At 69.6% G+C, this 19,674-nt stretch carries 20 protein-coding genes; 18 read left to right on the top strand and 2 right to left on the bottom strand.

Annotated elements, in window-relative coordinates:
• Positions 1-58 precede the first annotated feature (58 nt).
• The 11 genes from ABT313_RS38185 (at position 59) to ABT313_RS38135 (ending at position 11,175) form a co-directional block, all read left to right on the top strand.
• Entirely contained in the window at positions 59-1,564 is a 1,506-nt protein-coding gene (locus ABT313_RS38185; RefSeq protein ID WP_350864429.1) for a replication-associated recombination protein A, read from the top strand.
• The gene (locus ABT313_RS38180) at positions 1,561-1,869 is read left to right on the top strand and encodes a nuclear transport factor 2 family protein (RefSeq protein ID WP_350864426.1); all 309 of its coding nucleotides are present in this window, start codon (positions 1,561-1,563) and stop codon (positions 1,867-1,869) included. Before ABT313_RS38185 ends, ABT313_RS38180 begins: the two co-directional genes overlap by 4 nt.
• 339 nt (positions 1,870-2,208) lie before the next feature.
• On the top strand, positions 2,209-2,595 hold the full coding sequence (locus ABT313_RS38175) for a hypothetical protein (RefSeq protein WP_350864423.1): 387 nt from the start codon (positions 2,209-2,211) through the stop codon (positions 2,593-2,595).
• Between the two features lie 155 nt (positions 2,596-2,750).
• On the top strand, positions 2,751-3,161 hold the full coding sequence (locus ABT313_RS38170; protein ID WP_130388436.1) for a DUF948 domain-containing protein: 411 nt from the start codon (positions 2,751-2,753) through the stop codon (positions 3,159-3,161).
• Positions 3,158-3,394 (top strand): DUF6167 family protein, encoded by a 237-nt coding sequence (locus tag ABT313_RS38165; protein ID WP_350864419.1) that lies wholly within the window; start codon positions 3,158-3,160, stop codon positions 3,392-3,394. Before ABT313_RS38170 ends, ABT313_RS38165 begins: the two co-directional genes overlap by 4 nt.
• Positions 3,395-3,399: 5 nt before the next feature.
• Positions 3,400-6,069 carry an alanine--tRNA ligase gene (gene alaS / locus ABT313_RS38160; RefSeq protein ID WP_350864416.1) on the top strand — a complete coding sequence of 890 codons (2,670 nt, stop codon included), beginning with the start codon at positions 3,400-3,402 and terminating at the stop codon, positions 6,067-6,069.
• Between the two features lie 15 nt (positions 6,070-6,084).
• The gene (ruvX, locus tag ABT313_RS38155) at positions 6,085-6,543 is read left to right on the top strand and encodes a Holliday junction resolvase RuvX (RefSeq protein ID WP_350864414.1); all 459 of its coding nucleotides are present in this window, start codon (positions 6,085-6,087) and stop codon (positions 6,541-6,543) included.
• Positions 6,544-6,554: 11 nt separating this feature from the next.
• Positions 6,555-7,742 carry an endolytic transglycosylase MltG gene (mltG, locus tag ABT313_RS38150; protein WP_350864411.1) on the top strand — a complete coding sequence of 396 codons (1,188 nt, stop codon included), beginning with the start codon at positions 6,555-6,557 and terminating at the stop codon, positions 7,740-7,742.
• Position 7,743: 1 nt separating this feature from the next.
• Positions 7,744-8,568, top strand: a complete 825-nt coding sequence (locus tag ABT313_RS38145; RefSeq protein ID WP_350864408.1) for a shikimate dehydrogenase — start codon at positions 7,744-7,746, stop codon at positions 8,566-8,568.
• Entirely contained in the window at positions 8,555-10,123 is a 1,569-nt protein-coding gene (locus ABT313_RS38140) for an FAD-binding oxidoreductase (protein WP_350864405.1), read from the top strand. Before ABT313_RS38145 ends, ABT313_RS38140 begins: the two co-directional genes overlap by 14 nt.
• A gap of 14 nt (positions 10,124-10,137) precedes the next feature.
• A complete protein-coding gene (locus ABT313_RS38135) occupies positions 10,138-11,175 on the top strand; it encodes a DUF2330 domain-containing protein (protein ID WP_350864402.1) in 1,038 nt (345 codons plus the stop codon).
• On the opposite strand, the gene ABT313_RS38130 is transcribed toward ABT313_RS38135, so the two are convergent.
• A complete protein-coding gene (locus ABT313_RS38130; RefSeq protein ID WP_350864400.1) occupies positions 11,168-11,620 on the bottom strand; it encodes a hypothetical protein in 453 nt (150 codons plus the stop codon). The genes ABT313_RS38135 and ABT313_RS38130 overlap by 8 nt on opposite strands.
• A 98-nt stretch (positions 11,621-11,718) precedes the next feature.
• On the opposite strand from ABT313_RS38130, the gene ABT313_RS38125 reads away from it, so the two are divergent.
• Positions 11,719-12,426: a prepilin peptidase gene (locus tag ABT313_RS38125; protein ID WP_350864397.1), complete on the top strand. Its 708-nt coding sequence runs from the start codon at positions 11,719-11,721 to the stop codon at positions 12,424-12,426.
• A gap of 88 nt (positions 12,427-12,514) precedes the next feature.
• A complete protein-coding gene (locus ABT313_RS38120) occupies positions 12,515-14,119 on the top strand; it encodes an FAD-binding oxidoreductase (protein WP_350864395.1) in 1,605 nt (534 codons plus the stop codon).
• Here ABT313_RS38120 and ABT313_RS38115 read toward each other — a convergent pair whose 3' ends face one another.
• Positions 14,120-15,235 (bottom strand): ADP-ribosylglycohydrolase family protein, encoded by a 1,116-nt coding sequence (locus ABT313_RS38115; RefSeq protein ID WP_350864392.1) that lies wholly within the window; start codon positions 15,233-15,235, stop codon positions 14,120-14,122.
• Between the two features lie 125 nt (positions 15,236-15,360).
• On the opposite strand from ABT313_RS38115, the gene ABT313_RS38110 reads away from it, so the two are divergent.
• The 5 genes from ABT313_RS38110 (at position 15,361) to ABT313_RS38090 (ending at position 19,644) form a co-directional block, all read left to right on the top strand.
• Positions 15,361-15,561, top strand: coding sequence for a hypothetical protein (locus ABT313_RS38110; RefSeq protein WP_350864389.1), 201 nt, complete (start codon positions 15,361-15,363; stop codon positions 15,559-15,561).
• Positions 15,562-15,621: 60 nt separating this feature from the next.
• The gene (gene aroC / locus ABT313_RS38105) at positions 15,622-16,821 is read left to right on the top strand and encodes a chorismate synthase (protein WP_350864387.1); all 1,200 of its coding nucleotides are present in this window, start codon (positions 15,622-15,624) and stop codon (positions 16,819-16,821) included.
• Positions 16,818-17,318 (top strand): shikimate kinase, encoded by a 501-nt coding sequence (locus ABT313_RS38100; RefSeq protein ID WP_350864384.1) that lies wholly within the window; start codon positions 16,818-16,820, stop codon positions 17,316-17,318. Before aroC ends, ABT313_RS38100 begins: the two co-directional genes overlap by 4 nt.
• Positions 17,315-18,475: a 3-dehydroquinate synthase gene (gene aroB / locus ABT313_RS38095; protein ID WP_350864381.1), complete on the top strand. Its 1,161-nt coding sequence runs from the start codon at positions 17,315-17,317 to the stop codon at positions 18,473-18,475. The genes ABT313_RS38100 and aroB overlap by 4 nt, the downstream gene beginning before the upstream one ends.
• An 86-nt stretch (positions 18,476-18,561) precedes the next feature.
• Positions 18,562-19,644, top strand: coding sequence for a Gfo/Idh/MocA family protein (locus ABT313_RS38090; RefSeq protein ID WP_350864378.1), 1,083 nt, complete (start codon positions 18,562-18,564; stop codon positions 19,642-19,644).
• The last annotated feature ends 30 nt before the right edge of the window (positions 19,645-19,674 follow it).

Genomic DNA, 19,674 nt, shown 5'->3' with positions numbered 1-19,674 from the left:
GCTGCAGAGGGGTGAGCGGTGGGGTTGGGGTGTCGGTGGGGGTGGATAGGGTTGGGGGGTGAGTGAAGGGTTGTTCGATCTTCCGGGGGTTCCGGCGCCGGCGCGTGGTGGTGGGAGTCTTGCGGATGCGGATCACACGGCGGCTCCGTTGGCGGTGCGGATGCGGCCGCGGAGTTTGGACGAGTTGGTCGGGCAGCAGCATCTGCTCGCGCCGGGTTCGCCGTTGCGACGGCTGGTGGAGGGGGACCAGCCGATGTCGCTGTTGCTGTGGGGTCCTCCGGGGACGGGTAAGACCACGATCGCGGCAGTTGTGTCGCACCAGACCAACCGGAAGTTCGTGGAGCTGTCCGCGGTCACGGCGGGAGTGAAGGACGTACGGCAGGTGATCGACGGCGCGCGCCGCGACCTGTCCCGTTCGACCGGTCCGCTCGAGACCGTCTTGTTCATCGACGAGGTGCACCGCTTCACGAAGGCACAGCAGGACGCACTGCTGCCCGGCGTGGAGAACCGCTGGGTCACGCTGGTCGCGGCGACGACCGAGAACCCGTTCTTCTCCGTGATCTCCCCGCTGCTGTCGCGCAGTCTGCTGCTGACGCTGGAGTCGCTCACCGACGACGACATCTCACTGCTGCTGGACCGGGCGCTGTCCGACGAGCGCGGCTTGAACGACGAGTTCGAGCTGGCCCAGGACGCACGCGACCACCTGCTCCGGATGGCCGGCGGCGACGCCCGCCGCGCCCTCACCTACCTGGAAGCCGCCGCCGGCGGAGCCCGCGCGAAACACGAGCAGGCGCTCAAATATGCGCACGCCGCCGACGGCCGAGCGCCGGGGGCGAGCGACGAGGACCGGGTCGGGGGCGACGGCGAGGTGGGCGCGAGCGCCGTGGGCGTGGCGGGGCGGGCGTTGATCGATTTGGTGACGCTGGAGACGGCGGTGGACCGGGCCGCGGTGCGGTACGACCGGGCCGGGGACCAGCACTACGACGTCGCGTCGGCGTTGATCAAGTCGATCCGGGGCTCGGACGTCGACGCCTCCATGCACTACTTGGCCCGGATGATCGAGGCAGGAGAGGACCCCCGCTTCATCGCCAGACGCCTGGTGATCTCCGCGAGCGAGGACATCGGCATGGGCGACCCGACCGCGCTCGGCGTCGCGGTCGCCGCGGCCGAGGCGGTGCAGCTGATCGGTATGCCGGAGGCACGGATCAACCTCGCCCAGGCAGTCGTCGCCTTGGCACTCGCGCCGAAGTCCAATGCGGTGATCATGGCCGTCGACGCAGCCATCGCGGACGTGAAGGCAGGCAAGGTCGGCCCGGTCCCGCCGCATCTGCGGGACGCGCACTACGCCGGCGCCAAGAAGCTCGGCCACGGCTCGTCGTACGAGTATTCGCACAACGACCCGCGCGGCGTCGTACCGCAGCAGTACGCGCCGGACGTGATCGACGGCACCGACTACTACAACCCCACCCGGCGCGGCGGCGAGGCGGCGTACGCCGATCGGGTCGCCGCGATCCGCAAGATCCTGAGGGACCGCAAACCGGACCGCAAACGGGACGGTCGGTGAGCCGGACCGCCGATCACGTAGCCGCCTTCAACCGGGCGGTGACGACCGGCGACTGGGAGACCTTCGCCGAGCGGTTCGCGCCGGATGCGACGATGCGATTCGTCGCCATTCCGGTCGGCCCGTTCGAAGGTCGGACGGCGATCGCCGCGGCGTACCGGGAAAATCCACCCGCGGAGACCATGACGCTGATCGAGGACGGCGACGAGTTGGCGCGTTTTCGCTGGTCGGGCGGTGGAACCGGCGCGATGGAGCTGGAATGGGCACCGGACGGGGCGGTTCGGGCACTCACGGTGAGCTTCGATTGAAGCGTTCGAATCGGTAGGCTGCCTTTCGGCCTGGGGGCGAAAGGTTTTGTGTTCTGTGAGGCAGTCCAGTCCGCGGCACATCCGTCGGCGTACCCCGCTCCTGAAGGTGAGTGTCGGGGCAGCAGCTCTGGTGGTGGTGGCAGGCGCCCTGTACCTGGTTCCGTTCCGGTCGCACGAGACCGCGACGACCCAGGCACCGCCGTCGTCCGCTCCGAGCATCTCCGCCCCAGGCATCGATCGCTCGCAAGGTACGTCGAGATCCACGACACGAGCCGAGCTCCCGGGCAAGCCATTGGTCCCGTTGAGCCCGTCGGCGACCCCCAGCGAGCCCGCACCGCCGTGGGCCGCACCGGAGCCGACGCAGTCCACCACCCAGGAACCGACCACGGCAACACCGACGACACCGGCAACACCGGCAACACCGGCAACCACGAGCACGAGCCGGCCGACATCCCCGACCAAGCCGACCACGCCGACCAAACCGACCACCCCGATCCCCACGAGTCCGACTCCGACGAAGCCGTCGACGCCGACCAGCCCCACCACACCGGCGACGCCAACGACCCCGGCGACCCCCACCACCCCGACCCCGACCGGAAGCCCAACGACACCAGGCGAAACACCCTCGGCAACCCCCTCGACCCCCGCGACACCGACCCCGGCCGAACCGACGGCCACGGAGACCTCACCGACCTCCTGAGCCGACCTCCTGAACCGGCGTCCTGAGCCGGTTTGGTGGGCGACTGTGATGTGAGGGATGGTGTCCTGGAGCGGAGTGCGGTATGGCCGCGCGATAGGGTCGGGCGTCCTAAGGGAAGAACAGGGCACAACAGGGCACAACAGCTCACAACGGGCTCGCTACGGGAAGGTGGATCGTTTCCATGAGCGTCGGTGAAGTCGCGGGGCTGATAGCTGCCTGCGCGCTGCTCATCCTGGTAGGTCTGCTGGCCTATCCGATCCTGAAGCTGGGCAAAGTGTTCGACGAGACCCGGATCATGGTCAAGGGCGTCTCCGATTCCAGCGTCCCGCTGCTCGGCGAGGTGACCACGACGGTGGCGACCACCAACGCCCAACTGGCGAAGGTGGACACGATCACCGACAACGCCACCACGGTGACCACCAACGCGGCCGCGCTGATGTCGCTGTTCTCGGCCACCGCCGGTGGCCCCCTGGTGAAGGCGGCCGCGTTCACGTACGGCGTCCGCCGCGCGCTCGGCGAGCAGCAGCGCAAGGACGTGAGCCGCCGGGTCAAGGAAGAGATGAAGGCCGAGCGGAAGGCGCGGAAGCGGTGAAGCGGATCATCTGGCTGGTCATCGGGATCGCCGTCGGCGTGTACGCCGTCACCCGGTTGAAGAAGCGGGCCCAGTTGCTCGCCCCGGAGAGTGTGCAGGAGTCGACGGCGAAGCTCGCCGCGGCCGTCCGGCACTTCGGCGACCAGGTCCGCGAAGGCATGGCCGAGCGGGAGACCGAGCTGCGCGACGCTCTGGGCATCGACACCACAAACGACCGTGAGGATTACCGGTAACACCCATGGAAACCAGTGAGATCAGGCGACGGTTCCTGCAGTACTTCGAGGACCGGGGCCACACCGTGGTGCCGAGTGCCCCGCTGCCGTCGCCGGACCCGAACCTGCTGTTCAACGTCGCCGGCATGGCGCAGTTCGTCCCGTACTTCGTCGGCCAGCAGACCCCGCCGTACGACCGGGCGACGAGTGTGCAGAAGTGTGTCCGGACCCTCGACATCGAGGAGGTCGGCAAGACCACCCGGCACGGCACGTTCTTCCAGATGAACGGCAACTTCTCCTTCGGCGACTACTTCAAGGAGAAGGCGATCGAGTTCGCCTGGGAGCTGGTCACCAAGCCCCAGAACGAAGGCGGCTACGGCTTCGACGAGTCCGTGCTGTACGCCTCGGTGTACTACGACGACGACGAGGCGATCGCCCTCTGGAAGCGGATCGCCGGCCTGCCCGACGACCGGATCGTCCGGCTCGGGATGAAGGACAACTTCTGGTCGATGGGCATCCCGGGTCCGTGCGGCCCGTGCTCGGAGATCCTGATCGACCGCGGCCCGGAGTTCGGCGCGGACCGGGACTGGGAGGCGGGCGACCGCTACCTGGAGTTCTGGAACCTGGTCTTCATGCAGAACATCCGCGGCGAGGGCGGCGGCAAGGACGGCTACGAGATCCTCGGCGAGCTGCCGAAGAAGAACATCGACACCGGCCTGGGTCTGGAGCGGGTCGCGTACCTGCTGCAGGGCGTCGACAACATGTACGAGATCGACGAGATCTACCCGGTGATCGAGCGCGCGTCCGAGCTCAGCGGCCGCAAGTACGGCGTCGAGCACGTCGACGACGTCCGGTTCCGCGTGGTCGCCGACCACGTCCGTAGCGCGCTGATGCTGATCGGCGACGGCGTCACCCCGGGCAACGAGCAGGGCGGTTACGTACTGCGTCGCCTGCTCCGCCGCGCGATCCGTTCGATGCGGCTGCTGGGTTACGAGGACCCGAGCCTGGTCGAGCTGCTGCCGACGAGCCTCGAGCAGATGAAGAAGTCCTACCCTGAGCTCGAGGCCGACTTCGGCCGGATCAGCCAGGTCGCGTACGCCGAGGAGGAGGCGTTCCGCCGTACTCTCACGGCCGGTACGACGATCTTCGACGTGGCGGTGCGCGACACCAAGGCCAGCGGCGCCCATCAGCTCGAGGGCGCGAAGGCGTTCCAGCTGCACGACACGTACGGCTTCCCGATCGACCTGACCGTCGAGATGGCCGCCGAGCAGGGCCTGAACGTCGACACCGAGGGCTTCCGCTCCTTGATGAAGGAGCAGCGCGAGCGCGCCAAGGCTGACGCCCGGGCGAAGAAGGCCGGTCACGCCGACACCTCCGGGTACCGCGAGCTGCGGGAGAAGGGTGTCACCGAGTTCACCGGGTACCAGGAGCTGTCCAGCGACTCGCAGGTGCGCGGTCTGCTCCGCGAGGGTGCGGTCGCTCCGTTCGCCGAGCAGGGCGAGACCGTCGAGGTCGTGCTCGAGAAGACCCCGTTCTACGCGGAGTCCGGCGGTCAGATCGCCGACGAGGGCCTGATCCTCGGCGACGGCCTGAAGCTGAAGGTGCTCGACGTCCAGCGCCCGGTCAAGGGCTTGATCGTGCACCGCGTCGAGATCCTCGAAGGCGTCCTGCGCCCGGGTGAGAATGTGCACGCCGCGGTCGACCACGAGTGGCGGGTCTCGGCCTGCCAGGCGCACTCCGGTACGCACGTCGTGCACGCCGCGCTGCGTCAGGTGCTCGGTCCGAACGCGTTGCAGAGCGGTTCGTACAACAAGCCCGGTTACCTGCGGCTCGACTTCGCCTGGTCGTCGGCGCTGGACCCGTCGACGCGTTCGGAGATCGAAGAGGTCGCGAACCTGGCCGTCCGGCAGGACCTGCCGGTGTCGGCGCAGTACATGACGCTGCCGGAGGCCCGGGAGTGGGGCGCGCTGGCGCTGTTCGGCGAGACGTACGACGAGCAGGTCCGCGTGGTCGAGATCGGCGGCCCCTGGTCGCGTGAGCTCTGCGGTGGCACGCACGTGAAGCACTCGTCGCAGGTCGGCGCGGTCACCGTCACGGGCGAGTCCTCGGTCGGCGCCGGCGTACGGCGGATCGAGGCGTTCGTCGGCATGGAGGCGCTGCACTACCTCGGCCGCGAGCGCGCGCTGGTCCGCCTGCTCAGCGAGAACCTGAAGACCCGGCCCGAGGAGCTGCCTGCGAAGGTCGCCGACCTGGCCGAGCGGCTGCGGGTCGCGGAGAAGGAGCTCGAGCGGGTCCGGGCCGCCCGGGTCCTGGAGGCCGCGGGCGAGCTGGCCAAGGACCCGAAGGACGTCTTCGGTGTCCAGTACGTCGGACACCGTGCGCCCGACGGCGTGAACGGCGGCGACCTGCGCAAGTTGGCGCTGGACATCCGCGGCCGGATGGCGAACGACAAGCCGGCCGTGGTCGCCGTACTGAGCGTGAACGACGGTAAGCCCGGTGTGGTGATCGCGCTGAACGACCTCGCTCGAGAGTGGCGGCTGAAGGCCGGTGACCTGGTCCGGGTCGCGGCCGAGAAGCTTGGCGGTCGCGGCGGCGGCAAGGACGATGTCGCGCAGGGCGGCGGCACCGACCCGGCCGGCGCGGACGAGGCGCTGGCGGCGGTCGAGCACACCGTCGGCCACCAGGTCACCGGTTAGTCGAGGCACCTGCAGATGAGACGTGGCGTGCGGATCGCGCTCGATATCGGGGACGCCCGGATCGGCGTCGCGAGCAGCGATCCGCACGGAATCCTGGCCACGCCTGTGGAAACCGTCCGGCGTGGGCCCGGGGATCTGGATAGGATCGCCGCACTCGCCGCCGAACTGGAGGCGTTCGAGATCGTGGTCGGCCTGCCGCGCTCCCTGTCCGGGGGCGAGGGTCCGGCCGCGGTGAAGATCCGGGAGACGGCGGCACAGGTGCTGGACAAGGTGCGTGAGGGCAACGCGGAGCTGGCGATGCGGCTGGTGGACGAGCGGTTCACCACCGTCACCGCCGAACGGATGCTGCGGGAACGGGGCAAGAAGGGTTCCAAGCGGCGCGCCGTGGTCGATCAGGCTGCGGCGGTCGTGATTCTGCAACATGCGCTCGACGTCGAGCGCGAGACCGGCAACCCACCCGGGAGGCCCCTGTGAACGGACCATCGGTGGACCAAGAGCTGAACGAGGGCGAGGAGCAGGCCGACGATCTCGGTAGCGGCCTCGGCCTGCGGGCCGAGACCCGCGTCGAGCGCCGGGCGAACCGGCGCCGCGCCCGCAGCCGCCGGGCGTTCGGCTGCTTCGCCGGTCTGATCTCGCTGATCGTCGTCGGTGCGATCGTGGCCGGCGTCGTGGTCGGCTTCGGCAAGGGCAAGGACGCACTCGAGGGTGTGTTCTCGGCGCCGGACTACACCGGCCAGGGCACCGGGACCGTGCAGGTCGAGATCACCAAGGGGCAGTCGACCTCGTCGATCGCCGACACGCTGGAGAAGAAGGAGGTCGTCAAGAGTGCCCGCGCGTTCGAGCGCGCGGCCCGTGACGACACCCGGTCGCTGCAGCTCCAGGCGGCGACCTACACGCTGCGCAAGCACATGTCGGCCAAGGCAGCCCTGGCGCTGATGCTGAACACCGCCGAGTCGATCAAGGTGATGCGGGTCAGCGTTCCGTCCGGTGAGACCAAGGGCGAGGTCGCGGTCATCCTGCAGAACAAGCTCAAGCTGCCGGCCGGCCAGGCCGCGAACGTGATCAACCACCCGACGGGGCTCGGCCTGCCGGCGTACGCGAACGGCAACCCTGAGGGCTTCCTCTATCCGGCGACCTACGACGTGCCGAAGAACGCGAACGCGACCGTCATGCTGAAGCTGATGACCGCCAAGTACGCGTCGATCGCCAAGAGCCTGAACCTGGTGCAGACCGCTCAGCGCAAGAAGCTGGATCCGTACCAGGCGGTGATCGTAGCCAGCATCATCGGCGCGGAGACCAACAAGCAGTCCGACTACGCCAAGGTCGCGCGGGTGATCTACAACCGGCTCGAGGCCGGGATGTACCTGGGGATGGACTCGACCGTGCACTACGTCGTCGGCAAGGACGGCGGCGTGTACACGACGCCCGAGCAGCGCAAGAACCCCTCGCTGTACAACACGTACAACCACAAGGGTCTGCCGCCGAGCCCGATCAACTCGCCGACCCGGGACATGCTGAGCGCCGCGCTCAACCCGGCGCCCGGCAACTGGAAGTACTTCACGCTGGTCAACCTGGAGACCGGCGAGACCGCCTTCGCCGACACGTACGCGGAGCACCAGGTCAACGTGAAGAAGCTCCAGACCTGGTGCCAGGCGCACACGGGGAAGTGCTGACTTGACCCGATGCGCTGTGCTCGGTTCGCCGATCGCGCATTCGCTGTCGCCGGCGATGCACCGGGCCGCGTACGCCGAGCTCGGGCTCGACTGGCGGTACGACGCGTTCGAGGTGCTCGAGGACGAGCTCCCCGCATTCGTGGCATCGCTTGGTACGGACGTCCGCGGGCTGTCGCTGACGATGCCGTTGAAACGCATCGCGCTCGAGCTCGTCGACACGGTCGATCCCGTCGCGGAGCTGATCGGCGCGGCGAACACGATGCTGTTCGAGCCGGACGGATCGCGGTCTGCCCACAACACCGACGTACCGGGGCTGGTGAACGCGTTCGCCGAGCAGGGCATCACGGCCGCCGAGACGGCCGTCGTGGTCGGCGGCGGTGCGACGGCCGCGTCGACCCTGGCGGCCCTGCGCGGCATGAAGGTCGAGGAGGTGACCGTCGTCGTCCGGGACGTCTCGAAGGCCGAGCGGTTGCTGGATCTGGCCGCGGAGCTCGGACTCCGGACGTCGGTGGCGGACTTCTCGCAGGTGGAGCAGATCGGCGGCTTCGACCTTTGTGTGTCGACGCTGCCGGGCGGAGCGGTCGACCCGTGGGCCGAGCACTTCGCCGCGGTGGCGCCGGTCGTGTTCGACGTGGCGTACCACCCCTGGCCGACCAGGCTCGCGATCGCGGCGCACCGGATCGGTACAGAGCTGTTGAACGGACTTGATCTACTCGTGCATCAGGCGACCCTCCAGGTGGAGATGATGACGGGTAGGTCGCCGGCTCCTCTGGCGGCCATGAGGACGGCCGCTCGTGAGGAGTTGGGGGATCGTGAGCCTGCTTGACCGCCGTACGGTACTGAAGGCCGGCAGCGCCGCGGCAGTCGCCGGACTGACCGGCTGCGGCGACTCGAAGGACAACGCAGGCGGTACGACGAGTTCGACGGCGCCACCCAGCTCCACCGCACCCAGCACGTCAGCTCCCAGCACCACAGCTCCTAGCAGCACGGCTGTACCGACGACCACGACGCCGAGCAGCGACCCGAGCACGTCGGCTCCGACGCTGACCTCGACCGCGCCGAACTGGAACACCTTCTCCCGTTCGCTGACCGGCAAGGTCTACCTGCCCTCGACCTCCGGGTACGCCGCCGCGCACCAGCTGTTCAACCCGCGCTGGGACAGCGTCCGCCCGACCGCCGTCGTCAAGGCCGCGAATCCCGCCGACGTCCAGAAGACGATCAACTTCGCCCGCGACAACAAGCTCGTGCTGGTCCCGAAGAGCGGCGGCCACTCGTACGTCGGCGCGTCCACGATCGCCAACGGCCTGCAGCTCGACGTCGGCGCTCTGAAAAGCATGAGCTACGCCAACGGCATCCTCACCGTCGGCGCCGGCGCCCGCCTGTACGACGTCCACGCGTTCCTCGACCGGTACGGGCGCTCGCTGCCGACCGGCACCTGCCCGACCGTCGGCGTCGCCGGCCTCACGCTCGGCGGCGGGATGGGGATCCACACCCGCACGTACGGGCTGACCTGCGACCGGGTCGTGTCGATGGGCGTGTTCACCGCGGACGGGAAATCGCACAACGTCAGCGCGTCCGTCGAGCCGGACCTGTTCTGGGCGCTGCGCGGAGTCGGCGGCGGCAACCTCGGCGTGGTCACATCGTTCCGGTTCGCCACGATCCCGGCCACCAACCTCGGGTTCTTCCGGCTGACCTGGCCGGAGTCGCAGGCGGCGGCCGTCGTCCGCGGCTGGCAGAAGTTCGCCCAGTCCGCGCCGACGACGTCCTGGGGCAACCTGCACATCGATGCCCAGAGCAACGGAACGCTGTCGATCCATGTGCTCGGCGTGTCCACCACCGGCAACGCGAACGCCGCGGCCGCACAACTGGAGTCGTTCGTCGGCGCGAAGGCCTCGGCGCGTTCCATCACGGTGAAGACACACATGGAAGCGGTGAAGTACCTCGGCGGCGGGACGACGAGTCCGCGGCAGGGCTTCCTCGCGGGTTCCGACGTACTGAAGGGTGCGATGGACGCAGCGACGATCACCGCGCTGCTCGGTGCGGTGAAGGCGGCCGCGCGGGCCAAGACGCCGGCGTCGGCGATCCTCGACCCGCTCGGCGGGCAGGCCGCGAAGCAGCCGGCCGGCGGGGCATCGTGGCCGTGGCGCAGTGCGCTGGGCGTGATCCAGTGGTACTCGTCCGCGCAGGGCACGACCGCGAAGACCTTCATCGCGAACGGTCATCGCGCCGTCCGGGCGGCGTCGGCCGGTGCCTACGTCAACTACCTCGAGGCCGGTCGGGCCGTGAGTTCGTACTACGGCGGCAGCGCGGCCAAGCTGCAGGCCGCGAAGAAGAAGTACGACCCGGCCAACTTCTTCCACACGCCGTACACCCTCGTCTAGCTAGTGTTCCGCCAGTGAAGCTTTGGCGGGTTGTGGCAGGTGTGCTGGCAGTCGGGTTCGTCGCGGCCGGGGTGACGCCTGCCTGGGCGTGTGCGTGCGGCGGCTACCTCCCCGACGCCCAGTCGCGAGCCCGCGCGTACGGCGAGAACGCCCTGGTCCAGTACGCCGGCGGCACCGAGAAGATCACGCTCTCGATGGCGATCAACGGCATCTCGAAGAAGGCGGCCTGGATCATGCCGGTCCCGGCGGCCGCGAAGGTAGAGCTCGGCGACGACCAGCTGTTCTACCGGCTCGACCAGCTGACCCGGCCGAAGATCGTCTACAAGAAGACGTACTGGCCGTTCCGTGACCTCGGGATCATGGGCAACGGCCGCGGCCTGGCCGGTGAGGCGGCGCCTGGGTCCGGGGTGAACGTGCGCCAGCAGATGGTCCTCGGCCCGTTCGCGGTCGCGCGGCTCACCGGCTCGACCGGTACCGCGGTCACGGACTGGCTGCGCACGAACGGGTACGTCGTACCGGCGACGCTGGCCGCGAACCTCACGCCGTACCTCACGGAGAAGTGGGAGATCGTGGCGGTGAAGCTCGCGCCGAAGCGCGACGGCGAGAGCCTGAGCGGGGCGACGCCGCCGCTGCGACTCACGTTCGCGTCACAGCGGATCGTCTACCCGATGCGGCTGAGCAAAGGCGCGACCACTTCCCAGACGGTCACGGTGTACGTCGCGGCCGAGCACCGGGTCGACGCGACGAAGCTGCCGGATCCGTCGGTGCAGCTCGAGTTGCTGTTCGCCGGCCGGGTCGAGGACGAGGCGCTGACGACGCCGGCCACGTTCTTGACCGCGTACACGGCGACGTACCGCGAGCCGGGCCGGATCACCGACGACTTCACGTTCGCCCCGGCCGGGACGGACGCGGAGTACCAGCGGGTGAAGGTCGTCACGACGAACGACGGCTTCTGGAGCACGGTCGGCGTACTCTTCGGCGGTCTGCTCCTGATCGGCGCGGGCGCGGCTGTGATCGCCCGGGTGCTGGTGCGCCGGTCCCGCCTCAGCTGACGAAGTCGATCCGGTGGTCGTGGCCGGCGAAGCTGAACGTGTCGCCGGCGTGCAGGCCCTCGATGGCCGGGTAGATCGGGGCGTCGGCCGCGATCCCTTCGTACGTCGCGCCGTCGCACTCGAACGCGGCCGCGACCACGCCGACGACGTACCGGTCGCCGTCGAACCCGATGATCGCGCCGGGCGCGACCTCGCTCCGCGGCCCGAAGTCGAGTTTTTCGAGCTGGTTGCGGATGGCTGCCTGCCGCTGCTCCCGGCTCTCCAGCAGTCCGCCGAGATCGCCGGCCTCGGCGGCCTGCGACTGGTCGTCGACGGAGAACGACGAGTCCTGGTCGAGCTTCGCGGCCGAATCCTTCCGGGCCACGTCACTCCGGGCCGCCTGTAGCTCGGCCTCGACCTGCCGCAGCAGCGCGTCCTTGACCCGGCCCTTGTCCACGGCGTTCATCGGTAGTCCTTCCCGAGATGACCTTTCCATCACACTCCCACACTCTTGTCCACAGGGCTTGCGAAGTCGGGCGGCAAGATCGTCTAGGCTCCTGGATCGTGCCGGCTGACAACGCAGTGCTCGCCGCGGGGATCGGTGTGGTCCTCTGTGGTTCTGCTGCGGCCGTCCTCGGCCCCTGGCTGATGCGCAACATCCCCGAACCGGTCCTGGACGAGGGCGAGACCAAGGTCCTCTACGCATCGGTGGCCGGCCCGCGAGCGGCGTACTGGTGCGGTGGGCTCGCGGCGGTCGCCGGCGGGCTGCTGGGCTGGATGCTCGGGCTGGACGCCGTGCTGCCCGCGTGGCTGGCGCTCGCGGTCGCCGGGGCCGTGCTCGGGTACATCGACGCGCGGACGCGGTTCCTGCCCTCGGTGATCATCTGGCCGACGTACGTCGTCGTCGCGGCCGGACTGCTGGCGGCCGCGATCGCGACGGGGGAGTGGGGATCGTTGCGCCGGGCAGTGATCGCCGGGGCGATCGGGTTCGCGGTGTTCTACGTGCTGTGGTTCGCGTTCCCGCGCGGCGTCGGGTTCGGCGACGTACGGCTGTCGGGGCTCTTGGGGCTGGCGCTCGGCTGGCTGGGCTGGGGGCAGTTCGCATCCGGCTTGTACGGCGGGTTCTTCCTCGGCGCGATCGTCGGGATCGTGCTGATTGCCGCGCGGGTGATGACGCGCAAGCAGATGGTTCCGTTCGGGCCGTTCATGCTCGTCGGCGCGCTGGCCGGCGTACTGCTGGGTGCGCCGTTGGAGCGGTTGTACGCCGGATAGGGGATTGCCGCACTCAGCCGAATGGTTGATGTGCGGGCACTGCCCACCTTCCTAGGGTCGAGGTATTCGAACTCGGGAGGGAATCTCTATGCCAGTCAGTCGTCGCGGCCTGTTGGCCGGGACTGCAGCTGCCGGCGCGGCTCTCGCCGTTCCGGTCACCCAGTCCACCGCCCAGGCCGCCGCCCCGTCCGCCAACCCGTCGGCGCCGATCGGTGCCAGGATCGGTCCGGATGACGCCCGCTACCAGGATCTCGTCACCCGCGGGCAGAACCGGCGCTTCGTCGGCACACCCGACTACATCCGCGTGATCCGCTCACCGCAGGACGCGGTCGCCGCCGTGCAGGAGGCGGTCCGCAGCGGCAAGCGGATCGCGGTCCGCGGTGGTGGACACTGCTTCGAGGACTTCGTGGACAGCAGCGACATCGAGGTCGTGCTGGACATGTCGACGAACAACGACATCGTCTGGGATCCGCAGTACCGCGCCTTCTCGGTGGGCTCCGGCGCGATCCTGGAGAACCTCTACAAGGAGCTGTTCTTCGGCTGGGGTGTGACCGTGCCGGCCGGCGGCTGCCTCGGCGTCGGTGTCGGCGGCCACTTCGCCGGTGGCGGATACGGTCCGCTCTCGCGTAAGTACGGCTCGGTCGTCGATCACCTGTACGGCGTGGAGATCGTGGTCGTCGACGCCCGCGGCCGGGTCCGCACGGTGGTGGCGACCCGTGACAACGAGCACCGCGACCTGTGGTGGGCACACACCGGTGGCGGCGGCGGGAACTTCGGCGTCGTGGTGCGCTACCTGCTCCGCAGCAGCGGCTCGACCGGCCGGACACCGGAGGAATCGTTGCCTAAGGCACCTGCCGCGCTGCGCTCCACGGTGCTGCTGTACGACTGGTCCAAGACCACCCAGGCGGACTTCGTCCGGACGATGCGGAACTGGTTCACGTTCTTCGAGCAGCACAACACGCCGGACTCGCCGTACGCGACGCTCTACGCGCCGTTCGTGATCACCCAGAAGAAGGCCGGACAGTTCCTGCTGTCCACCCAGATCGACGCCGCCGCGCCGAACTCCGAACAGCTGATGAACGCGTTCAACGCCGCGATCACGAGCGGCGTCCAGGTCAAGCCGCAGACGATCGACATGGGCGTCGGCCCGTTCCTGCACCTGACGATGGAGCGCTCGATCGGCGAGACGCCGACGCCGAGCCGCGGTAAGTACAAGGCGGCGTACCTCAAGCAGGGCTACACCGACGAGCAGATCGTTGCGATGTACAACGGGCTCACCGACCCGGACTACAACGGGCCCGAGTCGTCGATCCTGCTCGTCCCGTACGGCGGTAAGGTGAACACCGTCCCGTCCGACGCCACCGCCGCCGCGCAACGGGACGTGGTCTGCAAGATGGTGCTCACCGCGTCCTGGGAGACCGCCGCCGACGACGCGATGCACCTCGCCTGGGCCCGCAAGGTGTACGGCGACATCTACCGCGACACGGGCGGCGTACCGGTGCCGAATGCAACCAACGCCGGCTCGTACATCAACTACCCGGACAGCGATCTGGCCGATCCGGCGTACAACAAGTCCGGTGTGCCGTGGCACGACCTGTACTACCTCGGCAACTACCCGCGGCTGCAGCAGGTCAAGTCGACGTGGGACCCGCGAAACGTGTTCCACCACAAGCTCTCGATCGAGCCTGCCTAGTCACCAGCCCGGGTACCGCGTGGTCCACGAAGTGTGGGGGCCGTAGTCGCCGTGCAGACGTTTGCCCTGGGTGAACTCCAGGGCGAAGTCGTCGGCGAGTTGGAGGATGGCCGGGCGGCCCTCGACGGTGAAGACGAGCTCTGCGGGGAGAGCCGTCTCGCCGTGGAGGGCGCCGAGGATGTTGCCGCAGATCGCGCCGGTGGAGTCGCTGTCGCCGGAGTGGGTGACGGCGAGCGCGAGCGCGTCGAGGAACTGGTCCGGCTCCGGGTAGGCGAGCGCCGCGAAGACCGCGATCGCGAGCGCCTCCTCGGCGACCCACCCGCCGCCGAGCCGCTCGACGGTCACGGGTCCGGCGGGAGCTGTCGCAGCCAGGTGCCGCGCGAACGCAAGCGCAGTACTGGTCTCCTCATGGCCCTCGTGGTGTTTGAGGAGCTCGGTCGCGCTGGAGAGCGCATCGTCCAGGCCGGCTCCGGTGCATAGCTCGCGGATGATCGCGGCAAGCGTGCCGGACGCCAGCTTGCCGGTCGGATGACCGTGCGTGTACCCGGCGGCCGTCGCGGCCGAGTCGAAGATCCAGTCGCTCGGGAAGTACTCCGGCAGCAGCCCGAACGGCGCGACCCGCATCACCCCGCCGCACCCCTTCGAGTCGTTCACCGCCTCGCCGCCGAACTGCGGGATCCGCGCCTCGCCCTTACGAGCCTCGGTGAGCGCGGTGAGACAGGTGTTGCCGGGCGCACGCCGGGCATACAGCCACTGCTCGCCGGCCAGCCAACCGTCCTGCTCGCCGCTGGGTCCGGGCAGGTTCTGTGTGTCCAGCCACCGGTCGTACGCGTGATGTACGACGCCGACGGTGAACCCGATCCCGCGATCGGTCCGTACGCCGGCCCGGATCAGCCCCTCGGCCGTGAACAGCGTCATCTGGGTGTCGTCGGTGATCGTCCCCGCCGGCCAGCCCTCGCCTCCCGGCAGGAACGTCCGTACACCGTCCGGGTGCTTCGCGACGATCGAGCGCCCGTCCTCGAACTCGACCGGTCCGCCCAGCGCGTCCCCGATCGCACCGCCCAGCAGACACCCACGCACCCGCGCCCGCCACGTCTCCGCATCCTGCCGACTCATGCCAGGACCCTATCGGGGGTGGTGCCAGCGCTACCCCCAAGACGGGTTCCAGAGCCAGTTCACCAGGCGTTCCGAACTTCTAGTGTCGTTGGTATAAGGAACCGAGACGTTCAAGGGAGCGCACGATGACCACCGCATTCCGTCGTACCGCCGCGCGCCTGGCCGTGGCGGCGCTCGCCGCCACCGCCCTGACCGGTGCCGCGATCGCCGGCGGTCAAGCAGCCAGTGCCACCACCAGCTGCGACGAGTCCCCGATCATCAAGACCTTCGACGTCGTCCTGTCCGTCCGCGACGGCCTGACCCAGGACAGCCAGACCTGCCGCTGACCTGCCGCTGACTCTGAGACCGCTGTCCGGGGAGCGGGCCAGGCGTGAAAGAATCCTGGCATGCTGCGCTGGCTTACCGCCGGCGAGTCGCACGGACAAGCGCTCGTCGCCGTACTTGAAGGTCTTCCCGCCGGGGTCGAGGTCACCACTGATGACGTGGCCGACGCCCTGGCCCGTCGACGGCTCGGCTACGGCCGGGGCGCCCGGATGAAGTTCGAGCGGGACGAGGTGACGTTCGTCGGCGGTTTCCGGCACGGGCTGACGCTCGGGAGCCCGGTCGCCATCCAGGTCGGCAACACCGAGTGGCCGAAGTGGGAGCAGGTGATGAGCGCGGACCCGGTCGACGCGGAGACGCTCGCCGGCCTCGCGCGGAACGCCCCGCTGACCCGCCCACGGCCCGGTCACGCCGATCTGGCCGGCATGCAGAAGTACGGGTTCGACGAGGCCCGCCCGGTGCTCGAACGCGCCAGCGCCCGCGAGACCGCCGCCCGGGTCGCCCTGGGCGAGGTGGCAGCCCGGTTCCTGCGGCAGTCGTACGGCGTGACGATCGTCAGCCACGTCGTCGAGCTCGGCACGGTCAAGGCGCCGTACGGCGTGATCCCGGCGTACGGCGATGTCGAGAAGCTGGACGCGGACCCGGTGCGCTGCCTCGACCCGGACGCGAGCAAGCAGATGGTCGCGGAGATCGACGCCGCGCAGAAGGCCGGTGACACGCTCGGCGGTGTGGTCGAGGTCGTCGTCGACGGTCTTCCGCCGGGCCTGGGCAGCTACGTGCACTGGGACCGGCGGCTCGACTCGAAGCTGGCCGGTGCGCTGATGGGCATCCAGGCGATCAAGGGCGTCGAGCTCGGCGACGGGTTCGAGCTGGCGCGGACGCCGGGTTCGCAGGCGCACGACGAGATTGTCGCCTCCGACGGCGCCGTCCGGCGGACGAGCGGCCGCTCGGGTGGCACCGAGGGCGGGATGAGCACCGGCGAGACGTTGCGGGTCCGCGCCGCGATGAAGCCGATCGCGACCGTGCCGCGGGCGCTGCGGACGATCGACACGGCGACCGGTGAGGCTGCGTCCGCGCATCACCAGCGGTCGGACGTCTGCGCCGTACCGGCTGCTGGGATCGTCGCCGAGGCGATGGTCGCGCTGGTGCTGGCCGAGGTTTCGCTGGAGAAGTTCGGCGGCGACTCGGTCGCGGAGACCGCGCGGAACCACCAGTCGTACCTGGCGAACCTGCCGACCACGATCACCCCGCGGGAGTGGGAGTGAGCCCGGTCGTCGTCCTGGTCGGGCCGCCCGGATCGGGGAAGTCCACGATCGCGGCGCTGCTGGCCGAGCGGTTGAAGGCCACGCACCGCGACACTGACACCGATATCGAGGCAAGCGCCGGCAAGCCGATCTCCGAGATCTTCGTCGACGAGGGCGAGCCGCACTTCCGCGAGCTGGAGCGGGCCGCGATCGTCGCGGCGCTGAAGGACGATGGTGAGGTGCTGTCGCTCGGCGGCGGCGCGATCCTGGACCAGGCGACCCGCGCCGACCTGGCCGGGCACACCGTCGTCTTCCTCGACGTCAGCCTCGGCGAGGCCTCCAAGCGCGTCGGGCTGAGCGTCGCCCGGCCGCTGCTGCTCGGCAACGTCCGCACCCAGCTCCGCAACCTGATGGAAGCCCGCCGGCCCTTGTACGCCGAGGTCGCCAAGCTGACCGTCCTGACGGACAACAAGACACCCGACGAGATCGCGGACGAAATCCTGGAGCACCTCGGATGACCGACGCCCCGACCGGTTCCCCGGCCGCCGCCGACCCCGCCGACCGCGCGTCCGCGCCCGTCGGCGCGGCAACCCGGATTCGGGTTGCTGCGGCGGCTCCCTATGACGTTGTCATCGGCAACAATCTGCTGGCGGAGCTGCCGGGGTTGCTGGGGGAGGGCGTGCAGCGGGTCGCCGTCGTCCACCCGCGGGCGCTGCGCGAGACCGGCGACGCGATTCGCGACGACCTGACCGGCTCCGGGTTCACCGCGCACGCGATCGAGATCCCGGACGCGGAGGAGGCCAAGACCGCCGAGGTGCTGGCCTACTGCTGGTCCGTCCTCGGCCAGGCCGGCTTCACCCGCTCGGACGCGATCGTGAGCGTCGGCGGCGGTACGACGACCGACCTCGCCGGGTTCGTCGCGGCGACCTGGCTGCGCGGCGTGAAGGTCGTGCACATCCCGACCACCCTGCTCGGCATGGTTGACGCGGCCGTCGGCGGCAAGACCGGCATCAACACCGCCGAGGGCAAGAACCTGGTCGGCGCGTTCTGGGAGCCGGCCGGGGTGCTGTGCGACCTGGCCGCGCTCGAGACGCTGCCGCACAACGACTACGTCAGCGGTCTCGCCGAGGTCGTGAAGTGCGGGTTCATCGCCGACCCGGTGATCCTGGACCTGGTCGAGAAGGACCCGGCCGCCGCCACGAGCCCGTCGTACGGCGCGACCGAGGAGCTGATCGCCCGCTCGATCCAGGTGAAGGCCGATACGGTCGGCGCGGACCTGCGCGAGCGGACCACGACCGTCGGCGGGCAGATCGGTCGCGAGGCGCTGAACTACGGCCACACGCTCGGCCACGCGATCGAGCGCCTGGAGCGGTACAAGTGGCGCCACGGCGCGGCGATCAGCATCGGCATGGTGTTCGTCGCCGAGCTGGCCCGCGCCGCCGGCCGCCTCGACGACGCGACCGCCGACCGGCACCGCGCCGTACTCGAGTCGCTCGGTCTCCCGGTCACGTACCGCGCCGACGCCTGGCCGCACCTGCAGGACGCGATGAAGCTCGACAAGAAGACCCGAGCCGACCGCCTCCGCTTCGTCATCCTCGACGCCCTGGCCAGACCGACCATCCTCGAGGCCCCCGACCCGAGCCTGCTGATCGCGGCGTACGGCGAAATCAGCTGACCGGATCCGGTCAGATCGTGGGCAGCGCCTTGTAGTTCGGGTGCCGCCCACGGACGATGGAAGACCCCTCGGAAAGGGCTTTCCATATGACGAAGCAGCGGATTGCGATCGTTGGAACCGGCGGGATCGCCGCCTCGCACGCCCGGGCGGTCACCGCGCTGGCGGGGCGCGCCGAGCTGGTCGCGGCGGTCGACGTCGACCTGGAGCGGGCCAAGGAATTCGCCGGCAAGTGGAACATCCCGAAGACGTACCCGAGCCTGACCGACCTGCTCGCGGCGGACCGCGTCGACCTCGTCCACCTGTGTACGCCGCCGAACTCGCATGTCCCGCTCGCCGTTGAGTGCCTGGCGGCGGACGTCGACGTGTACATGGAGAAGCCGCCGACCCTCTCGCTGGACGAGTTCGACAAGCTGGTGGCGGCGGAGGAGAAGTCCTCGGCGCAGGTCGCCTGCGTCTTCCAGCATCGCTTCGGATCCGGGGCCGTCCGGCTGCGGCAGCTGCTCGACGACGGCGTACTCGGTCGGCCGTTGGTTGCCCTGTGCAACACCGTTTGGTACCGCGACGACGCGTACTTCGATGTGCCGTGGCGAGGCACGTTCGACGTCGAGGGCGGCGGTCCGACGATGGGGCACGGCATCCATCAGTACGACCTGCTGCTGTCGATCCTCGGGCCGTGGGAGAAGGTGACCGCGCTCGCGGCCCGGCAGGCTCGCCCGACGCAGACCGAGGATGTCTCGCTGGCGCTGGTGACCTTCGAGAACGGCGCCGTCGCCTCGGTCGTCAACTCGCTCGTGTCCGCCCGCCAGACGTCCCAGCTCCGCTTCGACTGCTTGAACGCGACCGTCGAGCTGGAACACCTGTACGGCTACAAGAACCCCGACTGGACCGTCACCGCGGCGCCCGGCCACGAGGAGATCGCCGACGCCTGGTCCGCGGACCTCCCCGACGTACCGAGCGGTCACACCGCCCAGCTGGCCGCGATCCTGGACGCCAAGGTGGCGGGCAAGCCAACCCCGGTCACCCTCGCCGAGGCGCGCAATACGCTCGAACTGGCCGCCGCGATCTACGCCTCGGCCTTCACCGACAAACCGATCCGTCGCGGCGAACTGGCGCCCGGTACGCCGTACGCGCAACGTATGGGCGGTCCCGGCGCTCCCTGGAGTGCCTAGCCCGTGGAGCACTGCCGATAGGGTGACTGC

It is taken from the genome of Kribbella sp. NPDC000426, assembly GCF_040300265.1.
Classification (GTDB): Bacteria; Actinomycetota; Actinomycetes; order Propionibacteriales; family Kribbellaceae; genus Kribbella.
Note: the sequence above shows the minus strand (reverse complement) of the source record. Positions and strands in the feature narration are given on the sequence as shown.